The 22,602-nt window shown below is 34.6% G+C and carries 19 protein-coding genes and 1 pseudogene; 4 read left to right on the top strand and 16 right to left on the bottom strand.

The window, feature by feature from the left end; all coding sequences use genetic code 11:
- Positions 1-296 precede the first annotated feature (296 nt).
- Positions 297-488, top strand: a complete 192-nt coding sequence (locus NSQ89_RS07680; protein WP_047940141.1) for a CsbD family protein — start codon at positions 297-299, stop codon at positions 486-488.
- 163 nt (positions 489-651) lie between these two features.
- On the opposite strand, the pseudogene NSQ89_RS25335 reads toward NSQ89_RS07680, so the two are convergent.
- The 6 genes and pseudogenes from NSQ89_RS25335 to NSQ89_RS07655 all read right to left on the bottom strand — a co-directional run.
- A pseudogene (locus NSQ89_RS25335) lies at positions 652-911 on the bottom strand (multidrug ABC transporter ATP-binding protein); the annotation flags it as partial.
- Positions 912-1,116: 205 nt separating this feature from the next.
- Entirely contained in the window at positions 1,117-2,091 is a 975-nt protein-coding gene (locus tag NSQ89_RS07675) for a phosphotransferase (RefSeq protein WP_341132430.1), read from the bottom strand.
- Positions 2,092-2,394: 303 nt separating this feature from the next.
- Positions 2,395-2,889: an iron chelate uptake ABC transporter family permease subunit gene (locus NSQ89_RS07670; protein ID WP_369988543.1), complete on the bottom strand. Its 495-nt coding sequence runs from the start codon at positions 2,887-2,889 to the stop codon at positions 2,395-2,397.
- A 25-nt stretch (positions 2,890-2,914) separates the two neighbouring features.
- Positions 2,915-3,553 (bottom strand): esterase/lipase family protein, encoded by a 639-nt coding sequence (locus tag NSQ89_RS07665; protein ID WP_047940139.1) that lies wholly within the window; start codon positions 3,551-3,553, stop codon positions 2,915-2,917.
- Positions 3,554-3,911: 358 nt separating this feature from the next.
- On the bottom strand, positions 3,912-4,424 hold the full coding sequence (locus NSQ89_RS07660) for a DUF3231 family protein (RefSeq protein WP_341132429.1): 513 nt from the start codon (positions 4,422-4,424) through the stop codon (positions 3,912-3,914).
- Positions 4,425-5,308: 884 nt separating this feature from the next.
- Complete coding sequence (locus NSQ89_RS07655; RefSeq protein ID WP_341132428.1) at positions 5,309-5,566, bottom strand: hypothetical protein; 258 nt, start codon at positions 5,564-5,566, stop codon at positions 5,309-5,311.
- A 456-nt stretch (positions 5,567-6,022) separates the two neighbouring features.
- Here NSQ89_RS07655 and NSQ89_RS07650 point away from each other — a divergent pair, with 456 nt between their 5' ends.
- On the top strand, positions 6,023-7,600 hold the full coding sequence (locus NSQ89_RS07650; protein WP_341132427.1) for an FAD-dependent oxidoreductase: 1,578 nt from the start codon (positions 6,023-6,025) through the stop codon (positions 7,598-7,600).
- Positions 7,601-7,695: 95 nt separating this feature from the next.
- Here the strand turns inward: NSQ89_RS07650 and NSQ89_RS07645 are convergent, their stop codons facing one another.
- On the bottom strand, positions 7,696-8,262 hold the full coding sequence (locus NSQ89_RS07645; protein WP_341132426.1) for a GNAT family N-acetyltransferase: 567 nt from the start codon (positions 8,260-8,262) through the stop codon (positions 7,696-7,698).
- A 302-nt stretch (positions 8,263-8,564) separates the two neighbouring features.
- Here NSQ89_RS07645 and NSQ89_RS25330 point away from each other — a divergent pair, with 302 nt between their 5' ends.
- Positions 8,565-8,729, top strand: coding sequence for a hypothetical protein (locus NSQ89_RS25330; protein ID WP_438825713.1), 165 nt, complete (start codon positions 8,565-8,567; stop codon positions 8,727-8,729).
- Between the two features lie 692 nt (positions 8,730-9,421).
- Here NSQ89_RS25330 and NSQ89_RS07640 read toward each other — a convergent pair.
- On the bottom strand, positions 9,422-10,033 hold the full coding sequence (locus NSQ89_RS07640) for a CGNR zinc finger domain-containing protein (protein ID WP_047940134.1): 612 nt from the start codon (positions 10,031-10,033) through the stop codon (positions 9,422-9,424).
- 120 nt (positions 10,034-10,153) lie between these two features.
- Here NSQ89_RS07640 and NSQ89_RS07635 point away from each other — a divergent pair, with 120 nt between their 5' ends.
- The gene (locus tag NSQ89_RS07635; RefSeq protein WP_047940133.1) at positions 10,154-10,627 is read left to right on the top strand and encodes a hypothetical protein; all 474 of its coding nucleotides are present in this window, start codon (positions 10,154-10,156) and stop codon (positions 10,625-10,627) included.
- Between the two features lie 173 nt (positions 10,628-10,800).
- Here NSQ89_RS07635 and NSQ89_RS07630 read toward each other — a convergent pair whose 3' ends face one another.
- From NSQ89_RS07630 to NSQ89_RS07595, 8 genes are all read right to left on the bottom strand, one after another.
- Positions 10,801-12,591 carry a BlaR1 family beta-lactam sensor/signal transducer gene (locus tag NSQ89_RS07630; RefSeq protein WP_047940132.1) on the bottom strand — a complete coding sequence of 597 codons (1,791 nt, stop codon included), beginning with the start codon at positions 12,589-12,591 and terminating at the stop codon, positions 10,801-10,803.
- Positions 12,591-12,980, bottom strand: coding sequence for a BlaI/MecI/CopY family transcriptional regulator (locus NSQ89_RS07625; RefSeq protein WP_341133151.1), 390 nt, complete (start codon positions 12,978-12,980; stop codon positions 12,591-12,593). Before NSQ89_RS07625 ends, NSQ89_RS07630 begins: the two co-directional genes overlap by 1 nt.
- Before the next feature lie 65 nt (positions 12,981-13,045).
- Positions 13,046-15,082: a penicillin-binding protein PBP4(5) gene (gene pbp4 / locus NSQ89_RS07620; protein WP_341132425.1), complete on the bottom strand. Its 2,037-nt coding sequence runs from the start codon at positions 15,080-15,082 to the stop codon at positions 13,046-13,048.
- 70 nt (positions 15,083-15,152) lie between these two features.
- Positions 15,153-17,258: a peptidoglycan D,D-transpeptidase FtsI family protein gene (locus NSQ89_RS07615; protein ID WP_438825712.1), complete on the bottom strand. Its 2,106-nt coding sequence runs from the start codon at positions 17,256-17,258 to the stop codon at positions 15,153-15,155.
- A gap of 625 nt (positions 17,259-17,883) precedes the next feature.
- Positions 17,884-18,525, bottom strand: a complete 642-nt coding sequence (locus tag NSQ89_RS07610) for a DUF1349 domain-containing protein (protein ID WP_053215549.1) — start codon at positions 18,523-18,525, stop codon at positions 17,884-17,886.
- Positions 18,526-18,755: 230 nt separating this feature from the next.
- Positions 18,756-19,490 (bottom strand): SDR family NAD(P)-dependent oxidoreductase, encoded by a 735-nt coding sequence (locus tag NSQ89_RS07605; protein ID WP_341132424.1) that lies wholly within the window; start codon positions 19,488-19,490, stop codon positions 18,756-18,758.
- Between the two features lie 290 nt (positions 19,491-19,780).
- Positions 19,781-21,250: a glutamate decarboxylase gene (locus NSQ89_RS07600; RefSeq protein WP_341132423.1), complete on the bottom strand. Its 1,470-nt coding sequence runs from the start codon at positions 21,248-21,250 to the stop codon at positions 19,781-19,783.
- Between the two features lie 413 nt (positions 21,251-21,663).
- Positions 21,664-22,362 (bottom strand): aspartate/glutamate racemase family protein, encoded by a 699-nt coding sequence (locus tag NSQ89_RS07595; protein ID WP_341132422.1) that lies wholly within the window; start codon positions 22,360-22,362, stop codon positions 21,664-21,666.
- Positions 22,363-22,602: the final 240 nt, after the last annotated feature.

The following is a 22,602-nucleotide window of genomic DNA, read 5'->3' as shown; positions in this document are numbered from 1 at the left end:
TCTTGTAATAAATTATTACAGAAAAATCAGTTTTCTGTCACTTTAATTATACATTACCTATAAAATAAAAATCAAAACATTTGAATTCAAGCAATTTTTAATTTTGGTCTCCAAGACCCTCAAAAAATCATGTTTCAGTGGATGTATTATGAGAGTTTGTTTGTATGATTGATGTTGGAATTTGTTAATCATCTATATATGCTCTACCTTTATCACTAAATCAATCAGCCGAACGTTTAACGAAAAAAACAACAGGGTACAAATTAAACATAACATAAAATGAGGAGTGATCAATCATGGCAGAAAATAAACATAGTATCGCAGATAAAGTAAAAAGTGGTGTATCAAAAGTAAAAGGCGAAGTAAAGGATCAGATTGGTAACGCGAAAGGCGATACGAGTATGCAAGCTGATGGTAAAAAAGATAAGCTGAAAGGAAAAATGCAGGAAACAGCAGGAAAATTTAAAGAAGATGCCGACCGTAAATAATGAAAACAAAAAGGGACGTCTTATTACCAGACAAAAAGTCTTGTTAAAGGAAAAAAGCGTAATCTCTTTTGGTGATTACACTTTTTTCCTTTATTTTATAGTTGGTTGGCAAGATATTATCCAAAACTGGATCCATATCAATCTTACGTTAACGGTAAAATTTTTAGTCGACACGAAACTGAGTATGACGAAGTCTAGTGTATGTCCCTCCTATTTGAATTAATTCTTTATAAGTTCCCTGTTTCTGTATGCCTGCTTCCGGAATCACTAGAATACAATCAGCAATTTTTATGTCGCAAACCAGCTGGCGATGACTAAGATAGTTCTTCTTTGTGACAATTCAGTGGATGCTCTTTGTATAGCTGCTTCGGTTTCAGTATCTCAAGCTGAAGTAGCTTGATCAAGAATTAATATAGATGGATTTAAATTTCTCCCTTTCGGATATATATCAATAGTTGTTCATAAAATAGTGAAGTTGATTATTAATTTATTTCGCAAAATTCTAAGTTAATAATATAGTAGTTTAAGTTATTTAAATAATCCTCAACTAAAGTACCTTTGTTGGAGGATTCATTCATTATTTATGATATGGTTCTCAGTGGTGTATCTCATTGAAGTTCAAAGTGCATTACTTTCCTAATAAAGTACGATGTTCAAGTAATAACCGAAGCCATTGCGAAGGTTTATGATTAGAATCAGATTTATCTTGTCTATTTGGTGTGATATATAAATGCCAGCTTAGCGCTCTTTGAATACATGCTAGCTCATCAGAAATCCGAAGAGTTTTATCAATCTCTTTCATTGACCCAAATCTGGTCCAAGGTTCCAGGTAATATGGACGAAATTCTTCTACCATACCCAACCATTCAGTTTCTGATGAAATTAAGTTATCAAGCGCATGCCAGAAAACTCGGGTACTGAAGAAGGGATGTGAAATTGATGCGTCACCCCAGTCAAAGAATACAAATTTATTTTCCACAATTCTAATATTGTTTGTATGAAGGTCCCCATGTTCAATTGAAGCTGGTATATTGGATGCCATTTCATCACACATCTCAAGTAATATTGGCAAGAGTGAAAGTATCTGATTAGTTTCTTCCTTGCTTAACCCTGTTAGACACATTTCTTCTAAATACTGGTTGATTTCCTCTTTAAGAATAGGCATTCTTCGATCAGGAACCCCAATCTGTAAAAACTTATCCACGTTACCGATTTGTGAAATTTGAAGTTCAGCATAATCCCCTATAGCTTTTTGCCAAAGTTTTTTATCTTTTTGTAAGGGCTGGCCTTTAAAATCCTTCATCAATAGCCATCCTTCTGTTTCATTTATAGCTAGTATATCACCTGTTCTTTCAGGGCATTTCCTATATAATTCCTTGCTTAGGGCTGCCTCAAACTTTAGTACTGAACCAACTGCCTTAAAATAATAATTATCCTCGTTTGTTGGCACACGAAGTAGGAGTGTCAGATCGGTTTCTTTTATATGCTTTATATTACCTTGTACTCGTAAATTTACTTTGTCTAGTTCTTCCACAATCCAATCAATTATTCTTCCGTAATAGTTCTCTTGGGACCACGGAATAGTTCCTTTTTTTTTCGACATGTAGATATTCCCCTCAACAATTTCCTATAAATAATTGATATATAAATTATAATCAAAATTTCCATTTTTTTTAAATGAAGTATATTGTAACATGTTATTACTAAAAAACGGGAGATTTTCCACTAGATTTTCCATTTTAAATTCTTTGTTTTCATATAACGTTTGCTTCCTGTAGATAAATAGCGGTGATCCAATGACAAATATAATGATTCCTATAGGCAATTCAACATTATGTATTAATGTTCTTTGGTAGAATATCCGCTCAAATTAAAAGCAAGCCTCCTACTAGAAATGTTCCTAGCATTAACGTTTATAATCTTCCCCAAAAACACTTCTACATATATGGGGAATAATAAGCCCAACAAAACCAAACATTCCTGCATATGCAACCAATGTTCCTGTAACCAGAGCAGTAGCAATCATGTAAGATTTACGGAAAACGCTTAAATCAATTCCCAAAGTAATAGTAGATTCATCCCAAAGTAGCCTTGTGTTTAACACGCGATATTGAAAAAGAAACAAAATGCACCCTAGCATAATGACTACTGCCATAATAGGGACTTTTGTCCAACTAGATGATGCTAAGCTTCCCATAGACCCAAAAATAACTGTTTTGATACCATCACATTTATTAGAAAAATAAATAATGAGGCTAGAGAAGGAACCACATAATGTAGTAATCATAGCTCCAACAAAAGCACCAAACGCGACACCAAATTGGGATAAAATCGTACCACTGCTAACCCCAAATTTAATTTTTCCATAATAAAAGAGCCCTTCCATGCTTATACTAAACATCGAAGGGCTCTTTATTATTCTTATCTTAATTGGTGTTTTTTCCCCCACCATTTAAAGCTTCTTTAATTAACTCATTTACCTTACTATTTACTACTAATCCTAAATGGCCAACACCGCTTATTTGTATGTTTTTAGCGCCTTCCAATTTTGAGAGCATATTAGGAACTAAATAATCATTTTTGCTGTAAATAGAAGTATAAAGGATTTTATGATTAGGATCTTTTCCCACAGGTGCTTTTGACGTAATGAATTTGTTTGGAGATCCCAATGTAATCACATCATTTACCTTCGTTCCGCCCGTATTTTGGATATACTTAAGGGTATTGATTCCACCAGCACTGTGACCGATAATATCTACTTTGTTTTTTCCCGTTTCCTTTAACACTTTATCTACATATGATTCAAGCTGCTTAGCATTCGTCAAGCTGTTGCCTGTTTTATCAATTAATTCAATTGCGAATAATTCATCAGAAGACCAGCCTTGCTTAAGCAAATAATTTTTTATCGCAAGAAAGTTTGTACTGCTGCCGCCAGTTCCATGAACATAGATTACTGGATCATGTCCAGTTGTCTGAGCTTTTAAAACAGTTGGTTTCATCCCCATAACAGAAATGATTATCGCGATACTCATAGTTAGTGATAATAATAGTTTAGTTTTTCTCATGATGTTCCTCCCTGTTTGGTTGACTGCTATCTTGCTATATCATTGTTATATATTTTAAGAGCAGAAACAACCGGTAACTTTTTCTAGTCTGTTTAAAGATTATATGAATATGCCTTTTGGATCCACAACTTTACTCAAAAATACATGATACAAAACTCCTTTTCTTTTTCATTATTGTAATAAACCTTTTTTATTCATTTCCTCCTCTTCAACAAAAGTAAACAAAACAGAGACTAAGTTATTAAACAATACTATCTTTTATGTACATACATCCTCTCATCGACCCCAGCGTCAATTCGTGAATAGCTTGTTAGCTAGAAAATAAAAAAACACGGCTAGTACTAACCGTGTTTGAGAATTAACAATCACCATGTTTATTAAGATGTAATGGCGGTGGAATAAGCCAGCCTTTTTCTTTATTTAAGCGAAGAACTTTTGCTCCAAGAGCTGCCTTTTTGGTATGAAATTGACCATACATAGCAGCAACGTCTTCTCTGATGGATTTTCCAATTATTTGGCTGCAGGTAACTAAGCCCGCAGCAATATCAGCAGAAAGTGTAGCTGCTATTGCAGGATCTGGAATTTTTGCTCCAACTGGAATATCCTCTAAACATGCTTCAAGAGGTTCGGGAGCAGCTGGTGGTGTAGCGACACCATTTTCTTTCAGAATTTCTTCTAGCTGTTTTTTTTCTTCCTGACAAGTTTCAATAGCTTCGACTAATAACTTCTTTAAATCCCCATCACCAGCATGATTCAACATCGTTTGGTAACCTGCTGTCATACTGTTTCCGGCCAATAGGGAAGCCCAAATATCAAAAACTTCCCCATAGTGTAAGGGCTCTTCCTTTGGATTTCCAGATAAAATCCCCATTATAATCCTCCTTCATGTTAAGTAATTCTCTAGTTAGTGCATCTGTTCGCACTTCCATAGCTTTTCCAACAATAGAGAAGATTATTGATATTACGGTCGTTTTTTTCAAATAATATAAGCTATCACAACAATGATTAATATTATGCTAATAGACAACACCCGATTTTTAGTCTTTTTAAGGAAATAGATGCTGAAATCACTTAATATGTTGACTCACAGCAATAAACTAAAAGTCTGAAAGTACAATGAAGGAAAAAAACTTGTTAAAAATAAACGATGATGGGACAGAAATATTTCGATCCCAATAAGTTAAAGAGAACACATTTTCCTATTAATTCATCACGATTTGATCCCATCGGGGGCTGTTCCAGCCAACCATGTACTATCATAAGTAACCCCCAAGTAGAGATAATACAGTAACCATCCCCCTAAGTTACCTCTAATATGTACTAATCGGTTTATTATCCGAGAAAATCAACTAACACTATAGCTAATTTCTTTGTTCTTGTCGTTTATTACTTTAAAATGGTCATTTTCCTTCATAAATAGCTGAACTATTTAACGATATTGCTTTCAATTCTAAGTAGTGATGTCTTTAATGTAGTCACAAAAAGGCTTTGTTCTACTAACAATACGTTAGTATCTAGCCATTAGACAAGAGTGTTATCACTATTTTTTTTTAATGATTTTCTTTCCTTTACAAACTGAAAGCCATATAAAAGTAAGGATTTAAAAAAGAATAACAATGATAGTTGATACTTTTTTAATCGAACTAACGAAGCAATTCCTAATTTTTTTAACCAATCTACCAAGAAATAGACGAAGATCGAATCAACCACTAAATTTATTAAAATGTATCTGAAGTATTTGCCGTAAGTCCATTTTTAAATCCACAAGGAACCAATAAAAAATGGGCCCCATAAAAAAGGAACAATGCCAGATAGCTTTGGATGAATTTTTTCGTACCACCACCACCATTTTCGCTTTTTTGCAATTATATCTTCTATGGTGACAATCAAAGCTATAAATAACCCTGCTGGCAAAAATCTTTTTACAGCATCTTTCCCGATTAAAGGAAGGAAAAACCAAGACAGAAACATCATCAATACTAGTAATCCCCTTGAATGCCTCATCAACTTCATTAACAATCCTCCTATTCATCCATTGGGAATAATATTCCCAATAACAGGAAAAATATAAAAAGTATTTTATATAAAGAAATGGGCTAATTAAGGCAATCACTTTTCCCAGTTCATATTAGACTTATTCTATTGTTTATTTAGCGTAATCTGTATTTTTTACACTCCATTCTTTTTACCAGGAAAAAATTTTTCTATTAAGTCTTAAATGGTATATAAGTTACTTGTTCCCTTAGGTAATGTTTCCCCTTCCTTGAAAATCTGTTAATATTTTTTTATACTTCTCTTTACTCATGTTTATATATTAGGACTTATATGGGTACAGCCTAAATACGTATGAAAATAGGTCATAAATTCACTTTTATTCCCCTTTATAAACGATACAGTTTTCCAAACTAAGTTTATCCTTCTAGCAAATGGAAATAATAATGGTATAAACTATTATATGGAGGAGTTAAAGTGGCCGACAACGCTAATTACAATGAAAAATTACCACCTAACACCGAATCTTATTGGACAAACACTATTCATTTACCAGAGTACCCATGCCTTGAGGATAACATGCAAGTTGATGTAGCTATTGTAGGTGGTGGCATTACAGGCATTACTTCCGCCTATCTGTTGGTGAATGAAGGTCTGAAAGTTGCTATTATCGAAGCAGACAAATTACTGAATGGGACAACGGGACATACCACAGCTAAAATCACTGCCCAGCACGATTTAATTTATGAGGAACTAATTCGCTATGCCGGGAAAGACACGGCAAGATTATATTACGAGGCGAACACCGATGCTTTAAAATTTATTCAAGAAACGGTCAATAAGCATCAAATTGATTGTGATTTCACTCATCAAGATGCCTATGTATATACCACAACAAAAGAATATGCACGGAAACTAGAAAAAGAAGCAAAAGCCTATGAGGAGCTTCATATTGAAGGAAAACTCGTAAACAAACTTCCTTTCGATTTAGAAATATATAATGCACTTGTTATGAAAAATCAAGCTCAATTCCATCCACTTAAGTACTTAGCTCATCTTACCAAAATAATCACCGAAAAAGGAGGATACATCTTTGAAAATACAACAGCTGTAAATATCGAGACTGGCGAACACCCCACAGTTCTTACCCGTGGGGGAGCACGAATTACAGCGAAATATGTTCTTTCCTGTTCTCATTTTCCCTTTTATGAGGGGGCTGGACTTTATTCTACAAGAATGCATGCAGACCGTTCCTATATTATTGCTGCAAAAGTAAAAACAGCCTATCCAGGTGGTATGTATATTAGTGCAGATGAGCCGAAAAGGTCTCTCCGGTATGCAACAATTAATGGGGAAGAAATGATTCTCATTTCTGGGGAAAGTCATAAAACAGGACAAGGCGGAGAAACACTGAAGCATTACGAAGCCTTAGAAGCGTTCGGTCAACAAGTATTCGGAATTGAAAATATTATCTACCGCTGGTCAGCACAAGATCTAACTACTCTGGATAAAATTCCATACATTGGCGAAATTACTTCCGGCCAAAAAAATATATTAATCGCTACTGGATACCGGAAATGGGGAATGACAAATGGAACTGCAGCTGCGCTTTTATTCCGAGATACCATACTCGGTAAAAAGAGCAAGTACCAGGAATTGTATTCTCCTTCCCGTTTCAATTTGAATCCAAGTCTAAAAAATTTCTTAACGCAAAATGCGAACGTTGTTAGTCACCTAATTAAAGGGAAATTAGAAATACCTCAAAACGATATCCATAACCTATCCCCTGATGAGGGAGCTGTTATTGACATTAATGGACAAAGAAAAGGAGCTTATAGAGATAAGGAAGGTACGCTTCATATTGTCGATACAACTTGTACTCACATGGGGTGTGAAGTTGCATGGAATGATGGTGAACGATCTTGGGATTGCCCGTGCCATGGTTCTAGGTTCTCGTATACAGGAGAAGTGCTTGAAGGACCAGCTGAAAAGCCATTACAAAAATATGATTATAAAATGATCGATAACCTTACCTCAGAAGACTCCGGTTATTAACTAAAATTAAGTAGGTAAAAACAGCTGAACCATATTCAGCTGTTTTTACCTACTTTTTTATTAAAACGAAAGCACCCGTATTAATTTAAGTGGGATTATTCCTTTATTATTGAATAAATACAAATGTCAGTTAGCTTGCTGCCATCTGCGGATAAATCCTCATTTCTTAAAATTCCTTCTAATTCAAAACCTAGTTTTTCTGGAATCGAACGACTTTTAACATTTGTTGATTCACATCTTATTCCAATCCTGCTAAAATTGAGTTGTTGAAAACCATGGTTAACTAACGCTCTTACTGCTTCTGTCATATATCCTTTGCCAGTATATTTTGTATTAATCCAGTATCCAATTTCACATTTAGCAATCTTCCAATTAATTCCGTGAAGGCTAGCAGTTCCAATAAATTCGTTAGTTGCCTTATGAAAGATAAGATAACGAAAGCTTTCTCTTTTCAAAAAATCAATATGGGCATTTCTCAAGATAATTTCTATTTCTTCAACAGTAGGCATTGTTTGAAATAAGCTTAACCATTGCTTTAACTCATGAAATGAATCCTTTATAGCTTGGCATACGACATCGCCGTCACCAGCTTGAAGCGGTGCTCGAAGAATCAGTCTATCTGTTTCGATTTGTAACGGAATATCTAATAAAATAGGATTCATTTAAAATTCCCCCTCTAATACTTAAATTATGATTGTATTTATTATATTCTCTGGGTAACTAACTATCCCTGTTAGTAGCAGAACAAAAAACAAAAAAGAAGCATAAACAATTTAAGAAGAGTTTATGTTTATAAATCCTTTCTTTGGTTCAAAACACCACTCAATATTTTCATTTAAACTCTTACCATCAAAATTTTCGTAAAATACCCAATTTTTATACTTCAATGATTCCCCTCCTATTAAATCAAACCTTACAATTACATAAACCAAATTTTATTTGTTCTTAACTAGATCTATCACGTATTTATTTAGTTTCTTTTTTTGCCTATAACTATAATACTCTTATAACTACTAAGTCCATTTACATTATGATAGGAATGGAAAGAGATAATTTAACGAAGGAGCAAACACTTCAACAAGTAAAGACCATTCAGCAGCAATTGGATAATGAGTCGATTGATTTTTAATTAGCTAAAGTTGGCTACTATAGTATTGTTAATGGCGAGAGAATGTTATGAATATGCTAGTTTTACTTCACATCAATAAAATAAGCATAAAAGATGTAGATTAAATATCGTACACTTTTTAGGCTTCCTTTCGGGCAATTAATGAAAGTTCTGTTCTAAGTTATCGGGCAACTTTATAACAGAGGTTATTAGGAATGCAAAAGTTAAAAAATTATATTTTTAGATTAGACTGACCTAGCAAAATGGGGCAGTAATAAAATACCAACATATGCTGCCTGTTGCCAATCTCTATTGGTAACAGGCAGCATATGTTTACTCGCTATGATCCTCATAAACTGTTCTACATGTTCTGTTACTTCTTTTGAACCCTCTCTAATTTTACATTCGAATGAAAAGGCTCAATGACTGTGTTTTCTCAATAGTTTCCTCGGCGTGACATACTACTGACTAAATTTTTTCTTTAATCATATTTTTTGATATGTATAAGAAGCGTAGACGCTGCATTGATCAGAATGGATGATTATGCCTTTATGGTTTCCTCATTTTGCTAAGACTTCACCAAGGGGCAATCACCAAAATTGATGATATAGCTTATAAGCTACGATTTATTTATTAAACAAGTCTATAATTATTGAAAACCCACTGTTATTTCCTGCCTGTCCAATTACTATTTCTACACAGAGAGAATCTAATCACTTTTCTTTTTGATAAAATCGGCGGGCTTTAGCTCGATTGCCGCAATCAGCCATTGAACACCAGCGACGGCTCCTATTCCGACTCGTATCAAAAAATAACCATCCACAAGAGTCGCCCTCACATTTTTTGACTCGTTCTAAATCGTTTTTAGAAACAAGTAAATCAACAGCAGATTGCAAAATTGGAGGCAGCATAGTGTCCAAGTTTTCCTCGTTATCCATGAACTTCAACGTGTAATGATCCTTTTCATGGATTACACGCAAAGTTTGGTAGAAGTTACTTACAAAACCATTGAAACATTCAAGGTCTAGCGGATGTGGCGATGTCCCCTTTGAAACGGACTTGAAGATTTGATACATGACCTCCCGCATTTCGATAATCCGCTTTAGAACTTCTCCCGCTTCAGACGGTTTCTCCTCGGCCTTTAAAAGAAGTACTTTTGCTTTTTGTTTGGTCAAGACGTCAGCATGGATGCACCAGTCGACTATTTTAGCGTAACTCGTAAACCAATCGCGCCTTTTCTCATCACTTTCCCGCCAACTGACAGTATTGATAAAATCCATACACAAACGTTCTCCGACCATCATATAAGAGTTCATTTCCGACATATTTAAAGCTCCTTTACTATAACTATCATAATACAAATTGACAGTTAGAATCAACCTAGCTATAATTTAACCATCAAAAGTATTTTTGATGGTTAAACACTGAATTTAGGAGGTACTGAGATGGACAATCCGATGTTGGTGGCTGTTAGAACATTGTTGAAGGAAACATATGCTGGACCTGAAGAAAACGCAAGCTGGTACACAGAAGCGAAACCTGGTAGTGGTTTATTCGGAACACTTGAAAAGATATCGGCAGAAGATGCTTCAATACCTGTCAACGGTACGACAATCGCCGCACAAACAGATCATACCCGCTATTACTTATGGGTTGCGAACTCTTACTTAAATGGGGAAGTACCCAGTAAGGACTGGGGAGCATCATGGAAAATCACAACCGTTGATAAAATCACATGGGCTCAATTTACTGACGAACTTCAACAAGAATACACAAAACTAATAAAAAAGATTGATTCTCTTGGCTCCTTAGATAAACAAACATCGCATGGTTTGTTAGGGGCGCTCGCTCACTCCGCCTACCATCTCGGATCAATACGACAGATGATAAAATCGATTAAAGTTCCAAACCAAACATAAATCAGAAAAAAGCCTGTCACTAAGAACATACGTATCCCTTAGTGACAGACTCTTCCAATAAAGTGAAGGTGTTTAATTTAAACCATATCATTTAAAATAATTTTTTTATCAACTAGTATTAAATTCTCCTAATCTAGTCATCTTTAAAATTTCATGTATCATACTAGGTTTATTTAGAAAATATTTTTGTCATGTAATATTCGCTTTGCGATATTAGCCGCCTTTTTTCCATTGGCTTTTCCAGTTTTATTTTGAATATTTATCGAAAAATAATAACTATAGCCATCTTTTTTCACAAAGCCAACAAACCAACCATTTATTTCTTTCCCATTAATTGTACCAGTTCCTGTTTTTCCATATAGCTGTGCCTGCTTTTGTTCATCTATGAAAATAGCATTATTTACTGAACGAATATTTTCCTCTTTAAAGCCCAATTTATTTTCTTCTAATGCAGATAATAATTGAACTTGCTCAATTGGAGAAATTTTCAAAGAGGATTCCATCCAATAGCGATCTATATTACCTGACAAATTTTCATTCCCGTAGTTTAGTTTGTGAAAATAACTTTGCAGCTTTTTCTTCCCAACTTCACGATCAAGGTGTTGGAAATACCAGTTAACAGAACTCTCCATAGCAGTTGACAAATTCTGATTGGTATTCCATTTTTCAAAAGGATATGCCGTTCCATCCCACAACTGCTCGTTGCTTGTAGTGGAAATTACATTCGTTTCTAAAGCGAATAATGCAGAATAAATTTTATAGGTGCTATTGGGGGAAACCCTCTGTTCACTCATTTCACGATTATATATTTGATATTGTTTTTTGATAGCATCATATAGAACAAAACTACCCATATCCCCATTAAAATAAGAACTAAGATCTTCATAGATAACATTTTTCTCATTAAAATGATACACATCGTCTGAACTAGCGAGTACAGAAGAAAGCGAAGTAAAGAGTAACACAACAATTGCCAATATAGTATAAATAACTTTACTCTTCCATTTTAGTAATGGAGAATCCACTCTATAGTTAGCTATACTCTGAATTCGTCGTTTGAGTTGTTCCTTCGTTCCTCCCATTCCAGTGGAAAACTGTTTATATGGTCGGTTAAACTGTTTATCCGCAAACTGAATGATTGTATAGCCATATTCGGTGTATCTACTTTCATCCAAAAGATTTAGAACAGAAGCATCACATGCCAACTCACGGTCGATTCGCATTTTTTTTAAAGCCAACCATACTAATGGATTAAACCAATAAATAATTTGAAGCAACCACATTAGGTAATTAACGAAACTATCTTTACTTTTTTGATGGCATAGTTCATGTAAAAAGACATATTTTATTTTACTTAACGAGAATTCTTCTTTGGTTTTTTGGGGTAAAAATACATATGGCTTCCACAATCCTAATGTAATAGGAGAGGTAATAAGTGCGGTCTCCAGTAAAATTATTTTTCTTTTTACCCCGACAACCTCCTTGCACTCTTCTAACATTTCATTTATTTTTTGATCTTTAATACTCGTAGATGACTTTTTAATTTGCCTAATTTGATAATTTGCATAAATAGCACTCCCAATGAAAAACATGATTCCAGTGATCCAAATTACCAAAAAGAACTGTTGAAAAAATTCTGTATTTGTTTTGTTCACAGAAATAGAGAAATCATTCAATAAATCATAATTGGATGTCTGTGAAATGCCCAAACCACTGAACCTTTCATTGCCCTTAGTTATATCTTTCTCAATGAATAGGAAGTTTTGCATATATTGAAATATTTCTCGAAACTGTAAAAAATCCCATGGAATCACGTAAGTAATTATTGGAGCGAAAAGAAAATACCAAATTTTATAATGTGTTTGCTGAGATAAATGGTTGTAAAATACTTTTTTGATTAACAGGATTATTAAAATAAGGAGGGATACAACAAGTGTACTTAATAATAACCGGGTTACAACCATTATTTTTTCCCTTCTTTCTTATCCCTCTCAGCTAAAATACTCTTGAGTTCTGAAATATCTTCCTTTGATAGCTGCTCATTTTCAATAAAATTTAATACCATTGAGTTTAATGTACCACCAAAAAATTGTTTCAGGAAAGATTTACTTTTCTGTTCCACATATTCGTTCTCTTTAACAAGTGATGTATAAATAAATGCTCTGCCATCTTTTCTTGTTTGTAATACTTTTTTCTTCACTAGACGTACAAGCATTGTATGAATTGTATTCGGTTTCCAATCGCTATTTTTTAATACTTTCTCCACAATTTCAGGAGTGGAAATCGGCTCATAGTTCCAGACTACCTTCATCACTTCATATTCACCTTCAGAAATTTGCGGAATATCTTTCATCATGACCCTCCTGCTTTTACATTTGTAGTATTTATTATAGCAGGTTGGGCCAAATTATTAAAGCATCACAAGGAATTAAAATATTTATACAACTCATCGATGAATGATTTATTTAATTGAGTAGCCGAACCGCCTTTTGAATAGTGTTCCACTAATGAAAGTAAAAGAAACTGATCATTCCCTGTATCAAAAGCTAATAAAAAGCTATTTTCATCCCCCTTCTCTCCTTGGTGCATTTTTAATTCAGCGGTACCCGTTTTGGCTGCTAACTGATACTGTTGATTATAGAGAAGATGGGCCGTTCCATTTGGGTTGCTCACAACAGCTTCTAAAAAGGTTCTCATTTCATTTGCTGTTGAAGGGGTAATAGCTGATTTAGTTTTCGGCCCGCTTTTATCCTCTAGCAATCTCGGATAAACGATTTTTCCTTCGTTTTGAAAAATAGAATACATGGCAGCTTGTTGAATAGGTGAAAGTAATAATTCTCCTTGTCCATATCCTGTATCAGCAAGAAGGATATCTGAATTAAATGACTTGTGATTTGAAATTTGCGCTGGCTTCATTGCGATTGGTAAATCCAATTCCTCGCCAAAGATAAATTTATCCAGCCCATTTCGAAACGTTTTTTCTCCCATTTCTAACGTTTCTTGAGCAAAATAAATATTATCGGAATAAACAAGTGCCTTTCTCATATCGACATGTTGCACATTAGAAACACGTGTAACGGAATACCCTCCCCAGGATTTATCCTTTTGCCAACTTAACCCATTTATTATTCTTCGCTTTTCTGGATATGTCACACCCGCATCAAGCCCGATACTAGCTGTAATCGTTTTAAAAGTGGAGCCTGGAGCATAAGCTGAAGCAAACCTTGAAAGAAATGGCTTGTTTTCATCCATAGCATATTTATTATATTCTTTCTGTGATATGCCACGAACCATTTTGTTCGGATCGTATGAAGGAGAGCTAACTACAGCATAAAGACCACCTTCTTTCGGATTCATGACTACAGTAGAACCTGGATTTTCTTTCAAATGATTGTATGCCTCCATTTGAATATAAGCATCAATGGTTAGTTTAATATCTCTTCCATCTATTTTTTCGGTTTTTTGAATTGCTTGCTTGTTTTTTCCATTTTCATCGACAATCAGAATTTCTCCACCATCTTTTCCACGCAACTCTTTATCAAGAGCTCTTTCTAATCCGGCTTTGCCTATCATGTCTCCTTCTTTCAAATCAGAATTTTTATCTAAATCTTCCCTTGTTACTTCTCCGATATATCCAATTAAATGTGCCGCAGCTTCTTTTAAAGGGTAATATCGGAGGTTAGTATTTTGATAGGAAATCCCAGATATGACTTCCGCTTTATTGGCTTCGATAATTTTAAGAGGAACAAATAGGTCATCCTTTACCCATCCTTGTTTCAGTTTTTGTTGAATCTCTTCTATAGATATATTTAATTGTTTGCTAATGTTTTGCAGTTGCTTCGTTTTTTCATTTCCCTTGAGTAAGTCTTTCGGAACAATCCCTGCCTCCTTAAAGTTTTCATTCACTGCGATGCCATTGCCAAGACGATCTATAATTTCTCCACGTTCTGCTCTCCATTGATGAAAAGCTACCTTATCTTTTCCCTCCGTATTAGGAAAAATTAATGAAGGGTCCCATTTTATCAAATACTGATCTCCTGATTTGATAATCCTTGCTTGATAATTAATTTTATCTAATCTACCTAAAGGAGTTATTATGCTTAATTGATAGGATAACTCTTGCACATTGTGATTGAGTTTTTTTAATTCAATATTGGACGCGTGAATCCCATGAATATTAATTCCATTAAATATATGATCATATTTGTCGATCACTTCCTCCAACGTATATCCTAATGAATCGTATGAGTCTTTTTCGAGAACTTCTCCTAATTTTTCATACTCTTTGTTCACTAATATTTGAATAAAGGCATCTGCAGCTTTTTGTCCTTGGCTACTATTACTATTATTCATGATCATATAAAGACTTAAGCCAATAATCCCAGCTAAAGTGACAAATATCATTATGATATAGGGTTTGATTCTTCTCTTTTTTCTTTCTACTCTGCTAGTCAACTCTCTTCCCCTCATTTCCTTTCACTTAATTACTACATTTGTAGTAATTAAGGCGAATTAAACACAATGATTATTCAGAATCTTGCCTCTTTTCCTTTAGTTCAAAGTACGCTTTAAACACATCATTCGCTATTTCTAAATTAACGTGTGATTGGTCTGTTCGTAACCAAGGGACAGTGACAGAAACAGCAATTTCTGGGTGATCATAAGGTGCATACCCTCCAAATGTAATATTCCAGAGCATTAGACCTGGGCTATGTGGTAATGGGCCATTATATAACGCCTGTGCAGTCCCTGTTTTCCCAGCAATCTTATATTCTTTGTTCTTTATTCCATATCCGGTTCCAAGTGGCTCATTCACTACTTGCTTAAAGCCAAGCTGGACACGTTTAATCCACTCTTCCTTCATGTCAATTTTATTGTACACCTTTGGTTCAAATTCCTGAATAATAGGTCCCAATTCATTTGCTTGGTTAGGTTCACGTACTTCCTTGGCAATATGCGGCTGGATTCGATAACCCCCATTTGCAATAGTGGAAATATATTGGACAATTTGTAATGGCGTATATGTATCATATTGCCCAATCGCATAGTCTAATACTTTTCCAGATTCAGAAGGGATTTGACCTCCACCATAACCAATTTGTTCACCAGGTAAATCAATTCCTGTTCTCACTCCTAGCCCAAATTGAGAGAAATTGTATCTGAATGTTTCAATCGCGAACACTTTATCAATACTTAATAGTCCATTGGGAATATAGGTTTGCTGTCCACCTAATTTCATGGCCGTTAAAAACATATATCCATTAGAAGATCGTTTCAATGCATAAAGATCATTAATTGGACCGAATCCTGTCTTATTCCAAGATTTTTTTGCATTCGTTCCTAAAAACTTTAAAGGTCGATCATTAAGTACCTCACCTGGAACAATTGCACCTGTTTGATAGCCCGTTAATACGGTAGCTCCTTTCACAACTGATCCCATTTCATATGAGGTCGTTATATTTCCTAATGCAAAATCATTTACTTCCGTTTTACCTGTTTTTTTATTTTGCTCAAATTGTTTTCCCGCCATGGAAAGAACTTCACCGGAATACGGATTCATAACAGTAACAAATGTTCGATCGAGATAAGGCTCACCAATTCTAGCTTTACCTATTTTTTCTTCAATTATCTTTTCTATCTCACGCTGTAAATCGATATCAATTGAAAGGATTAAATCATCACCTCGTTTTCCTTCTTGCACAACTTCCGACTCTAATATATTTCCGTTTTTATCGATTATGTTTTTGATTTTTTCTTTTTGGCCTTGCAATACATCCTCATATTGATTTTCAATATAACTTTTTCCTACTCGATCATTTCTGCTATAGCCTCTTGCTAAATAATAATCAATAGAATCTTTAGGCAAGCCTTCTTTAGAAGAGGATACTTTACCAATGACCGAGGCTAAAGTTTCATTCCCTTCTGTATCTTTATAAAGATTATAGCGATCCCAATCTATCGTTGTATCAACCCCAGGCAGGGAATCTAGATTTTCACTAATCATTGCAACTTCTTTAGTTGTAGCCTCTTTTTTGATGATCTGTGGTGTCAACGGATATCCGCTACTCATTTCACGATAAATAGCTAATACTTCTAGTTCTTGCTTAGTAAATGAGTTTACTTCTTTACTTGTTATACGGTCTAGGGTTAGCTGATAAATTTTTGCATCGTAATTTTTATCATCTTTAAGCTTTTTCTTGTCAGCTACAGTAATTTTCGCTTCTGCTTCATTTGAGTGTTTTATAATCCAGTAATCTTTTTTATCTCTTTCTGTTATTGCTTTTAAATCCTCTTTAGAATCCTTTTTAATAAATATCGCTAGCTTTTCTGCAATTTTCAACATTTCTTCAGTTTTACTATTTTGTGCTCTTGTGAACGTTATTGCGTTAGACGGCTTATTCCCTACGATTAACTTTCCATTTCGATCTAATATTTCCCCACGCGGCATAGCAATTTTTACAGTTACATTCTCCTTTCTGTCAACTTCCCGCTTATAGTCCTCTCCATTTACTATTTGCACAATCCCAAGCCTTAAAATAAGAAGCGAGAACAGCAAAAAAACAATTAAAAATAATATGTTTATTCGGAAGGAGAAAACAAATGGCTTTGTCCTCTCTTTTTTTTTCTTCAACGGCACCCTCCCTTTCATAACAATAAATATACGTATTTTGACATTTATTCTTCCATATTGGATATAGATTCTCTTTTCTCAAAATACTACATTTGTAGTTTTTCAACCAAAAAAAATTATTTAAAATAATTCGTTAACCATTTAATGATTGTAAAATTCTATAAATAGCTTATTTTCTATATTTAGATTTTCTAAAATTACATTCATCACGCCCAAACTTTTACATTTGTAGTATTTACTATAACATGACTCGTCAAATGATTAAAGTACTTTAATCTATAAAATTTTCGTTAGCTGTATGCTTATTATTTAAAAGGAAGTAAGTCTGTTCATCCATATGAACAGCATTTAAACGACATTTAGCTCTTTAAGCTAAGTATCCACTTGTTGACGTAAATCCGCAATGGTTTTATCTATTTACAAGTAGGTTTTCTCCTTTCTATACTACAATTAACTCCGTTTTACTACTCTAGATTGCTTTAAATCATCCTTCTTGGGCTATACTCCCCCCCCGTTAGTATAAGAACAAAAAAGAAGCATTATCCCTTATTGGATCAATGCGCCATAGTAATTCTTTTATCTAATCTAAATTAAATACTTGCAATTTATAGTAAATATCGTTGACTTACAAATATGCAGTTGCCGGGTCATTATTTAGCTCTTCGATTGTTATAAAATCAAAACGAACTTCTTGTTCTCTTCCTTGAGGACTGCAAGCATAGACTCCTGCTAAAACAGTTGAACTATCTGCCACATCTAAGTGGGCAATTCTAATTTGATTCCATACCTCTCCGTCCCACGAAAAATCCATATAACAATTTTGCCCAATTTTGGATATACGGTAATATATTTGCACTTCTTTACAGTCTACATATTGAGTAGACCAATCGGAATAACCTCTATTGGTGACAACTGCACCCAGCTTGCTTAACCCATCTGGTATGTACTCTAGAGACGTTTTCACCCATGTCTCTTCGGAAAATCGAATCATCAGTCCAGCTTGGTCATATTTAGATTTGGGAATAGCTTTAACTCTTGTTGTCATTCTGAAATTCTTGTTCGTTTTGGTAAAGAGAAAATGGCCATTATCAACCTCAAAACCGTAGTGAGTTTTTTGCCAATAGTCGGTTTCTTGATCTGTTTCTAAAACTAGTTGAGAAGATTTCGTGTCTACAAACCATTTCTTTGGTTCACAACGCCACACAAGATTTTCCGTTAAACTCTTACCATCAAAATTCTCGTATAATATCCAATTTTTATTCTTCAATGAATCTCCTCCTAAATAAAATCAAATCTTCCAATTACATAAATCAAATGTTATTTATTCTTAACTATATCACAAATTTATTTAGGTTCTCTATTGGCCTATTGCTACATTACTTCTTTAATCCACTATATATAATAGTAGCGAAAAGCATTTGTTTCTCATTCCAATTAATTAATTAATCAGGCTTCCTAAAATAAAAGGAAGCCTGCACAAAGCTTATAAAAAATGTACTATCTTAAATATCCTCCGTTATTAATATCAAATGTGGCACCAGTATAATGTTTAGCTTTATCTGATAATAAAAAAACAACCGTATCAGCCACATCTTCCGGTAAGACAGGCTTATCAATAAGCTGGTGGCTTTGATACTCCTCTTTTCTCCAATCGGGTATTGTATCCATCATAGATGTATCCACCATCGTGGGCGCAACAGCATTAACTCGAATATACGGTGAGAAATTGATGGCACAGCTTTTAGTTAAACCAATTATGGCAGCTTTTGAGAGCCCGTAAATTGCATCTGAACTGCCTTCAACGCCTGACACGGAAGACATATTTACGATTACTCCATTTGACTTACTTTGCATCAATTTTCTACCAAACATTTGCGAAAAATAAATAAATCCCTTTATGTTTACATCTAGAACTTTATCAATTTCATTTACTTGATAATCCAAGATATTTTTAGCCAAATAAATTCCCGCATTATTAACCAAACCATCTATATCAGCATGGTCTTCATCAATATATACAAAAAATTTATGAACCTCTTCGTAGTTACTTATATCCAAATGATATGTATGTAGATCATAACAGTCACCCATTGACTGTTTTAAACTATGTAAGGACTGTTTATTAATATCGCAAGCAATAACGGAAGCACCTTCATGTAAACATCTTCTGACGCTCTCCTTTCCAATACCGGAGGCTGCACCTGTTATAATAACTTTTCTATTTTCGAGCACTTTGTAAGACTCCTTTCTTTTATTATTTTTCTTATTATCATATATTTCATTGTATTTACTACTATCATAAACTATTTTGTTATTAAGTTATACTGCCAGAGCTAGGTAGAAACATTTCTTTTAAAGCAAATCATCTACGTTTATGTTTTATAAGCTGTATAAAGCATATTCTCCTTTATTGACGTAATCTCCATAAAAAAGTCCCTCCAATAAACTTCTGCTTGGAGGGATCCATCTAAGAATATTAATTTCACTGAGAGTTAGCTCAATTTAAAGACTATAGAATCCATTTAGTGATGAAACCCATTGTTAGACTTCGAATCATGTGGCATGGGTCCGTCTAGAGAATCCAAAAAAGCAACGGTCTGTTTGAGATTCATCAAAAACAGATGCGCGAGATCCATAGAAAATCCATTTCGAACCACAATGCGCATTATCGTCACTTCTTCCATATCTGGAGGTAAAGGATAGGCGGGTACTTGCCAGCCGAATACACGTAATTGTCGAGATAAATCATAAAGATTCCAATTTAATGTGTAACCATCCTTAAGCCGCCAAGCGAAAACCGGAATATCCGAACCATCGGACAAAAGTTCGAACGGTCCCATCTTTTGAATCGCCTCGCTAAGAAAAAGAGCGACTTTCTGAGAAGCTCTTTGAACATCATAGTAGCCACTTTTCCCCAAACGCAGGTAATTGTAATATTGAAGGAGCACCTGTGCGCCAGGACGAGAGAAATTCAAAGCGAAAGTCGGCATGTTCCCGCCTAAATAGGAAACACGGAAGATGAGATCCTCAGGGAGATCTGCAGCTTCCCGCCAAATTATCCAGCCCAGCCCGGGGTATACTAACCCATATTTATGTCCAGATACGTTGATGGATTTCACTCTCGGTAATTGAAAATCCCAGACTAAATCTGGTTGAAGAAATGGTGCTATAAATCCCCCAGAAGCCGCATCTACATGAATCGGAATGTCAATACCTGTCCTCTTCTGCAAATCGTCCAACGCTTTTGCAATAGCAGCAACCGGTTCATAAAGCCCTCTGTAAGTCTCACCGAGAATTGGTACCACACCAATTGTATTTTCATCCACTACAGCGAGAACCCCTTGAGGATCCAATAGAGGATGATCAGGGCTAACCTTCACATAGCGTGGTTCAACCTCCCAATAGTTCGCGAATTTTTCCCAAACGACTTGAACAGCAGAACTAAACACAATATTGGGGCGATCTACCGACTTTCCTGTGCTTTTGCGTGTGTTCTGCCAGCGTCTCTTTAACGCAAGCCCCGCGAGCATACATGCTTCCGACGAACCAGTTGTAGAAACACCCATAGTCGTGAGAGGGTTGGGCGAATGCCAGAGGTTGGCTAAAATGCGGACACATCGCTCTTCAATTTCAGCTGTCTGTGGATATTCATCCTTGTCAATCATGTTCTTATCGAATGATTTAGTATATAAATGCTCTGCGGCTGGTTCCATCCATGTGCTAACAAATGTAGCAAGATTCAAGCGAGCATTGCCATCAAGAGCAATTTCATCATGGACGATTTGATATGCTGTTTCTGGTAACATGCCTTTATCAGCCATGTGAAAACGCGGAACGTCCGATTCCCCTTCACGGGCAAATAAAGGATTTACCGATAATTCTTGCGGCAGCTCCTTTTGCACATGATGAGGTAGACTTTGTGAATTATCTGAAATCATCTCTTTTTCTTCGTATGTATCATTTTGAAGTTCTGCTTTTCGATGGTGTGGCATAGATGTCCCCCCTTAAATAAAATGGTTTAACCATTATATTATTTACTAAAAAGCATTTATTTTATTCTAATTAAAGGTTCTTCCACCACTCGGATAAAAGATTATTAACGTAAATCATTTAACTTAAATAACAACACAGTCCTTTTCTAGCAAAAGTAAGGTTTTACTTAATAAAACCAGAAGTTACCCAAGAATCTTCTTTTCCTTCAACTGAAATAAAAAACGTCTAATTCCTTATATATCAAGGTTTTAGACGTTTTTATTAAAAATCTTTGAAGCATTAATATGTATTATACAAATGCACTCTATTTGTGAATATAAAATTATACTGGATAATTTAAAGATCTATATTCCCCTTCGTACAACTATTTATCCGCTAAATAAACCACCCTATAGTTGAACACGAATATCACCTATTTAAAGGCTAAATATCTTTCTACTAAACTTTTAGCAAGAATTTTTGATGAATCGAAGAAATTTAAAGAAGTATAAGATCCACAAAAATATAGATCAGTACATACACAAACTACATCTGTTACACCATTTTCTACAAGCTCCATTTCTATGTTTTTCCATTTTTGAATAAGCTCTTCCATTTCGTGATTCTGTTTAACATCATAAATTAATTGATCAACCTGGCTTTGAATACGTTCTGTCCAATAAATATCTTTATTATTATTGTGTAGGTAAGGCTGGTATAGCTGATTTTCTACTGTGCTTCTGGTACCAATTAAACCAACTTTTGAACTTTGGACACCAATAGCATTTATTGTTTCTTGGATAATATTAAGAATAGGTATATTGGTCATCTTTGTCATATCTTCATAAAATTGATGGACTACATTACAAGGAACAGCAATAAAATCGCAATTAGCTTCTGTTAAAGATTTTATTCCTATTTGTAAAGATTTCACCATATCTTCTTTAATAATAGGTTCTTTTGGATGAAAGGGTGTAGGTAATGAATAAATAATCATATGGGGAAAATCTATGTCATTTTTTGCACCATATTGTCGCTCGCATTCATCTAAAACCGACTCAATAAATGGAGCGGTCGAACGTGGACCCATCCCCGCCAAAATACCGATTCTACAAAATTTATTGCTTAGCATTATGAATCTCCTCCTTATTACTTGTCCATTATATATCATGAGATAGCGTTTTTTTCATACACCTATTGTTCAATTAAAATACGATACTTCATTATTAAGTATCGCACAGTGTGTATGATAAAGGCTTAATATCTCCTATTAACTATTAGAACATAAAGCAAAAAAAGTTAAATAAGAAATGGCATGAATTTTATTGTAAGGCTAGATTTTATTTTCATAGTATCCTCTATATTAATTATA

Source organism: Niallia sp. FSL R7-0648, assembly GCF_038007005.1.
Taxonomy (GTDB): Bacteria; Bacillota; Bacilli; order Bacillales; family Cytobacillaceae; genus Niallia; species Niallia circulans.
The sequence above is the reverse complement of the archived record's forward strand: the minus strand, read 5'-3'. Positions and strand labels throughout refer to the sequence as shown.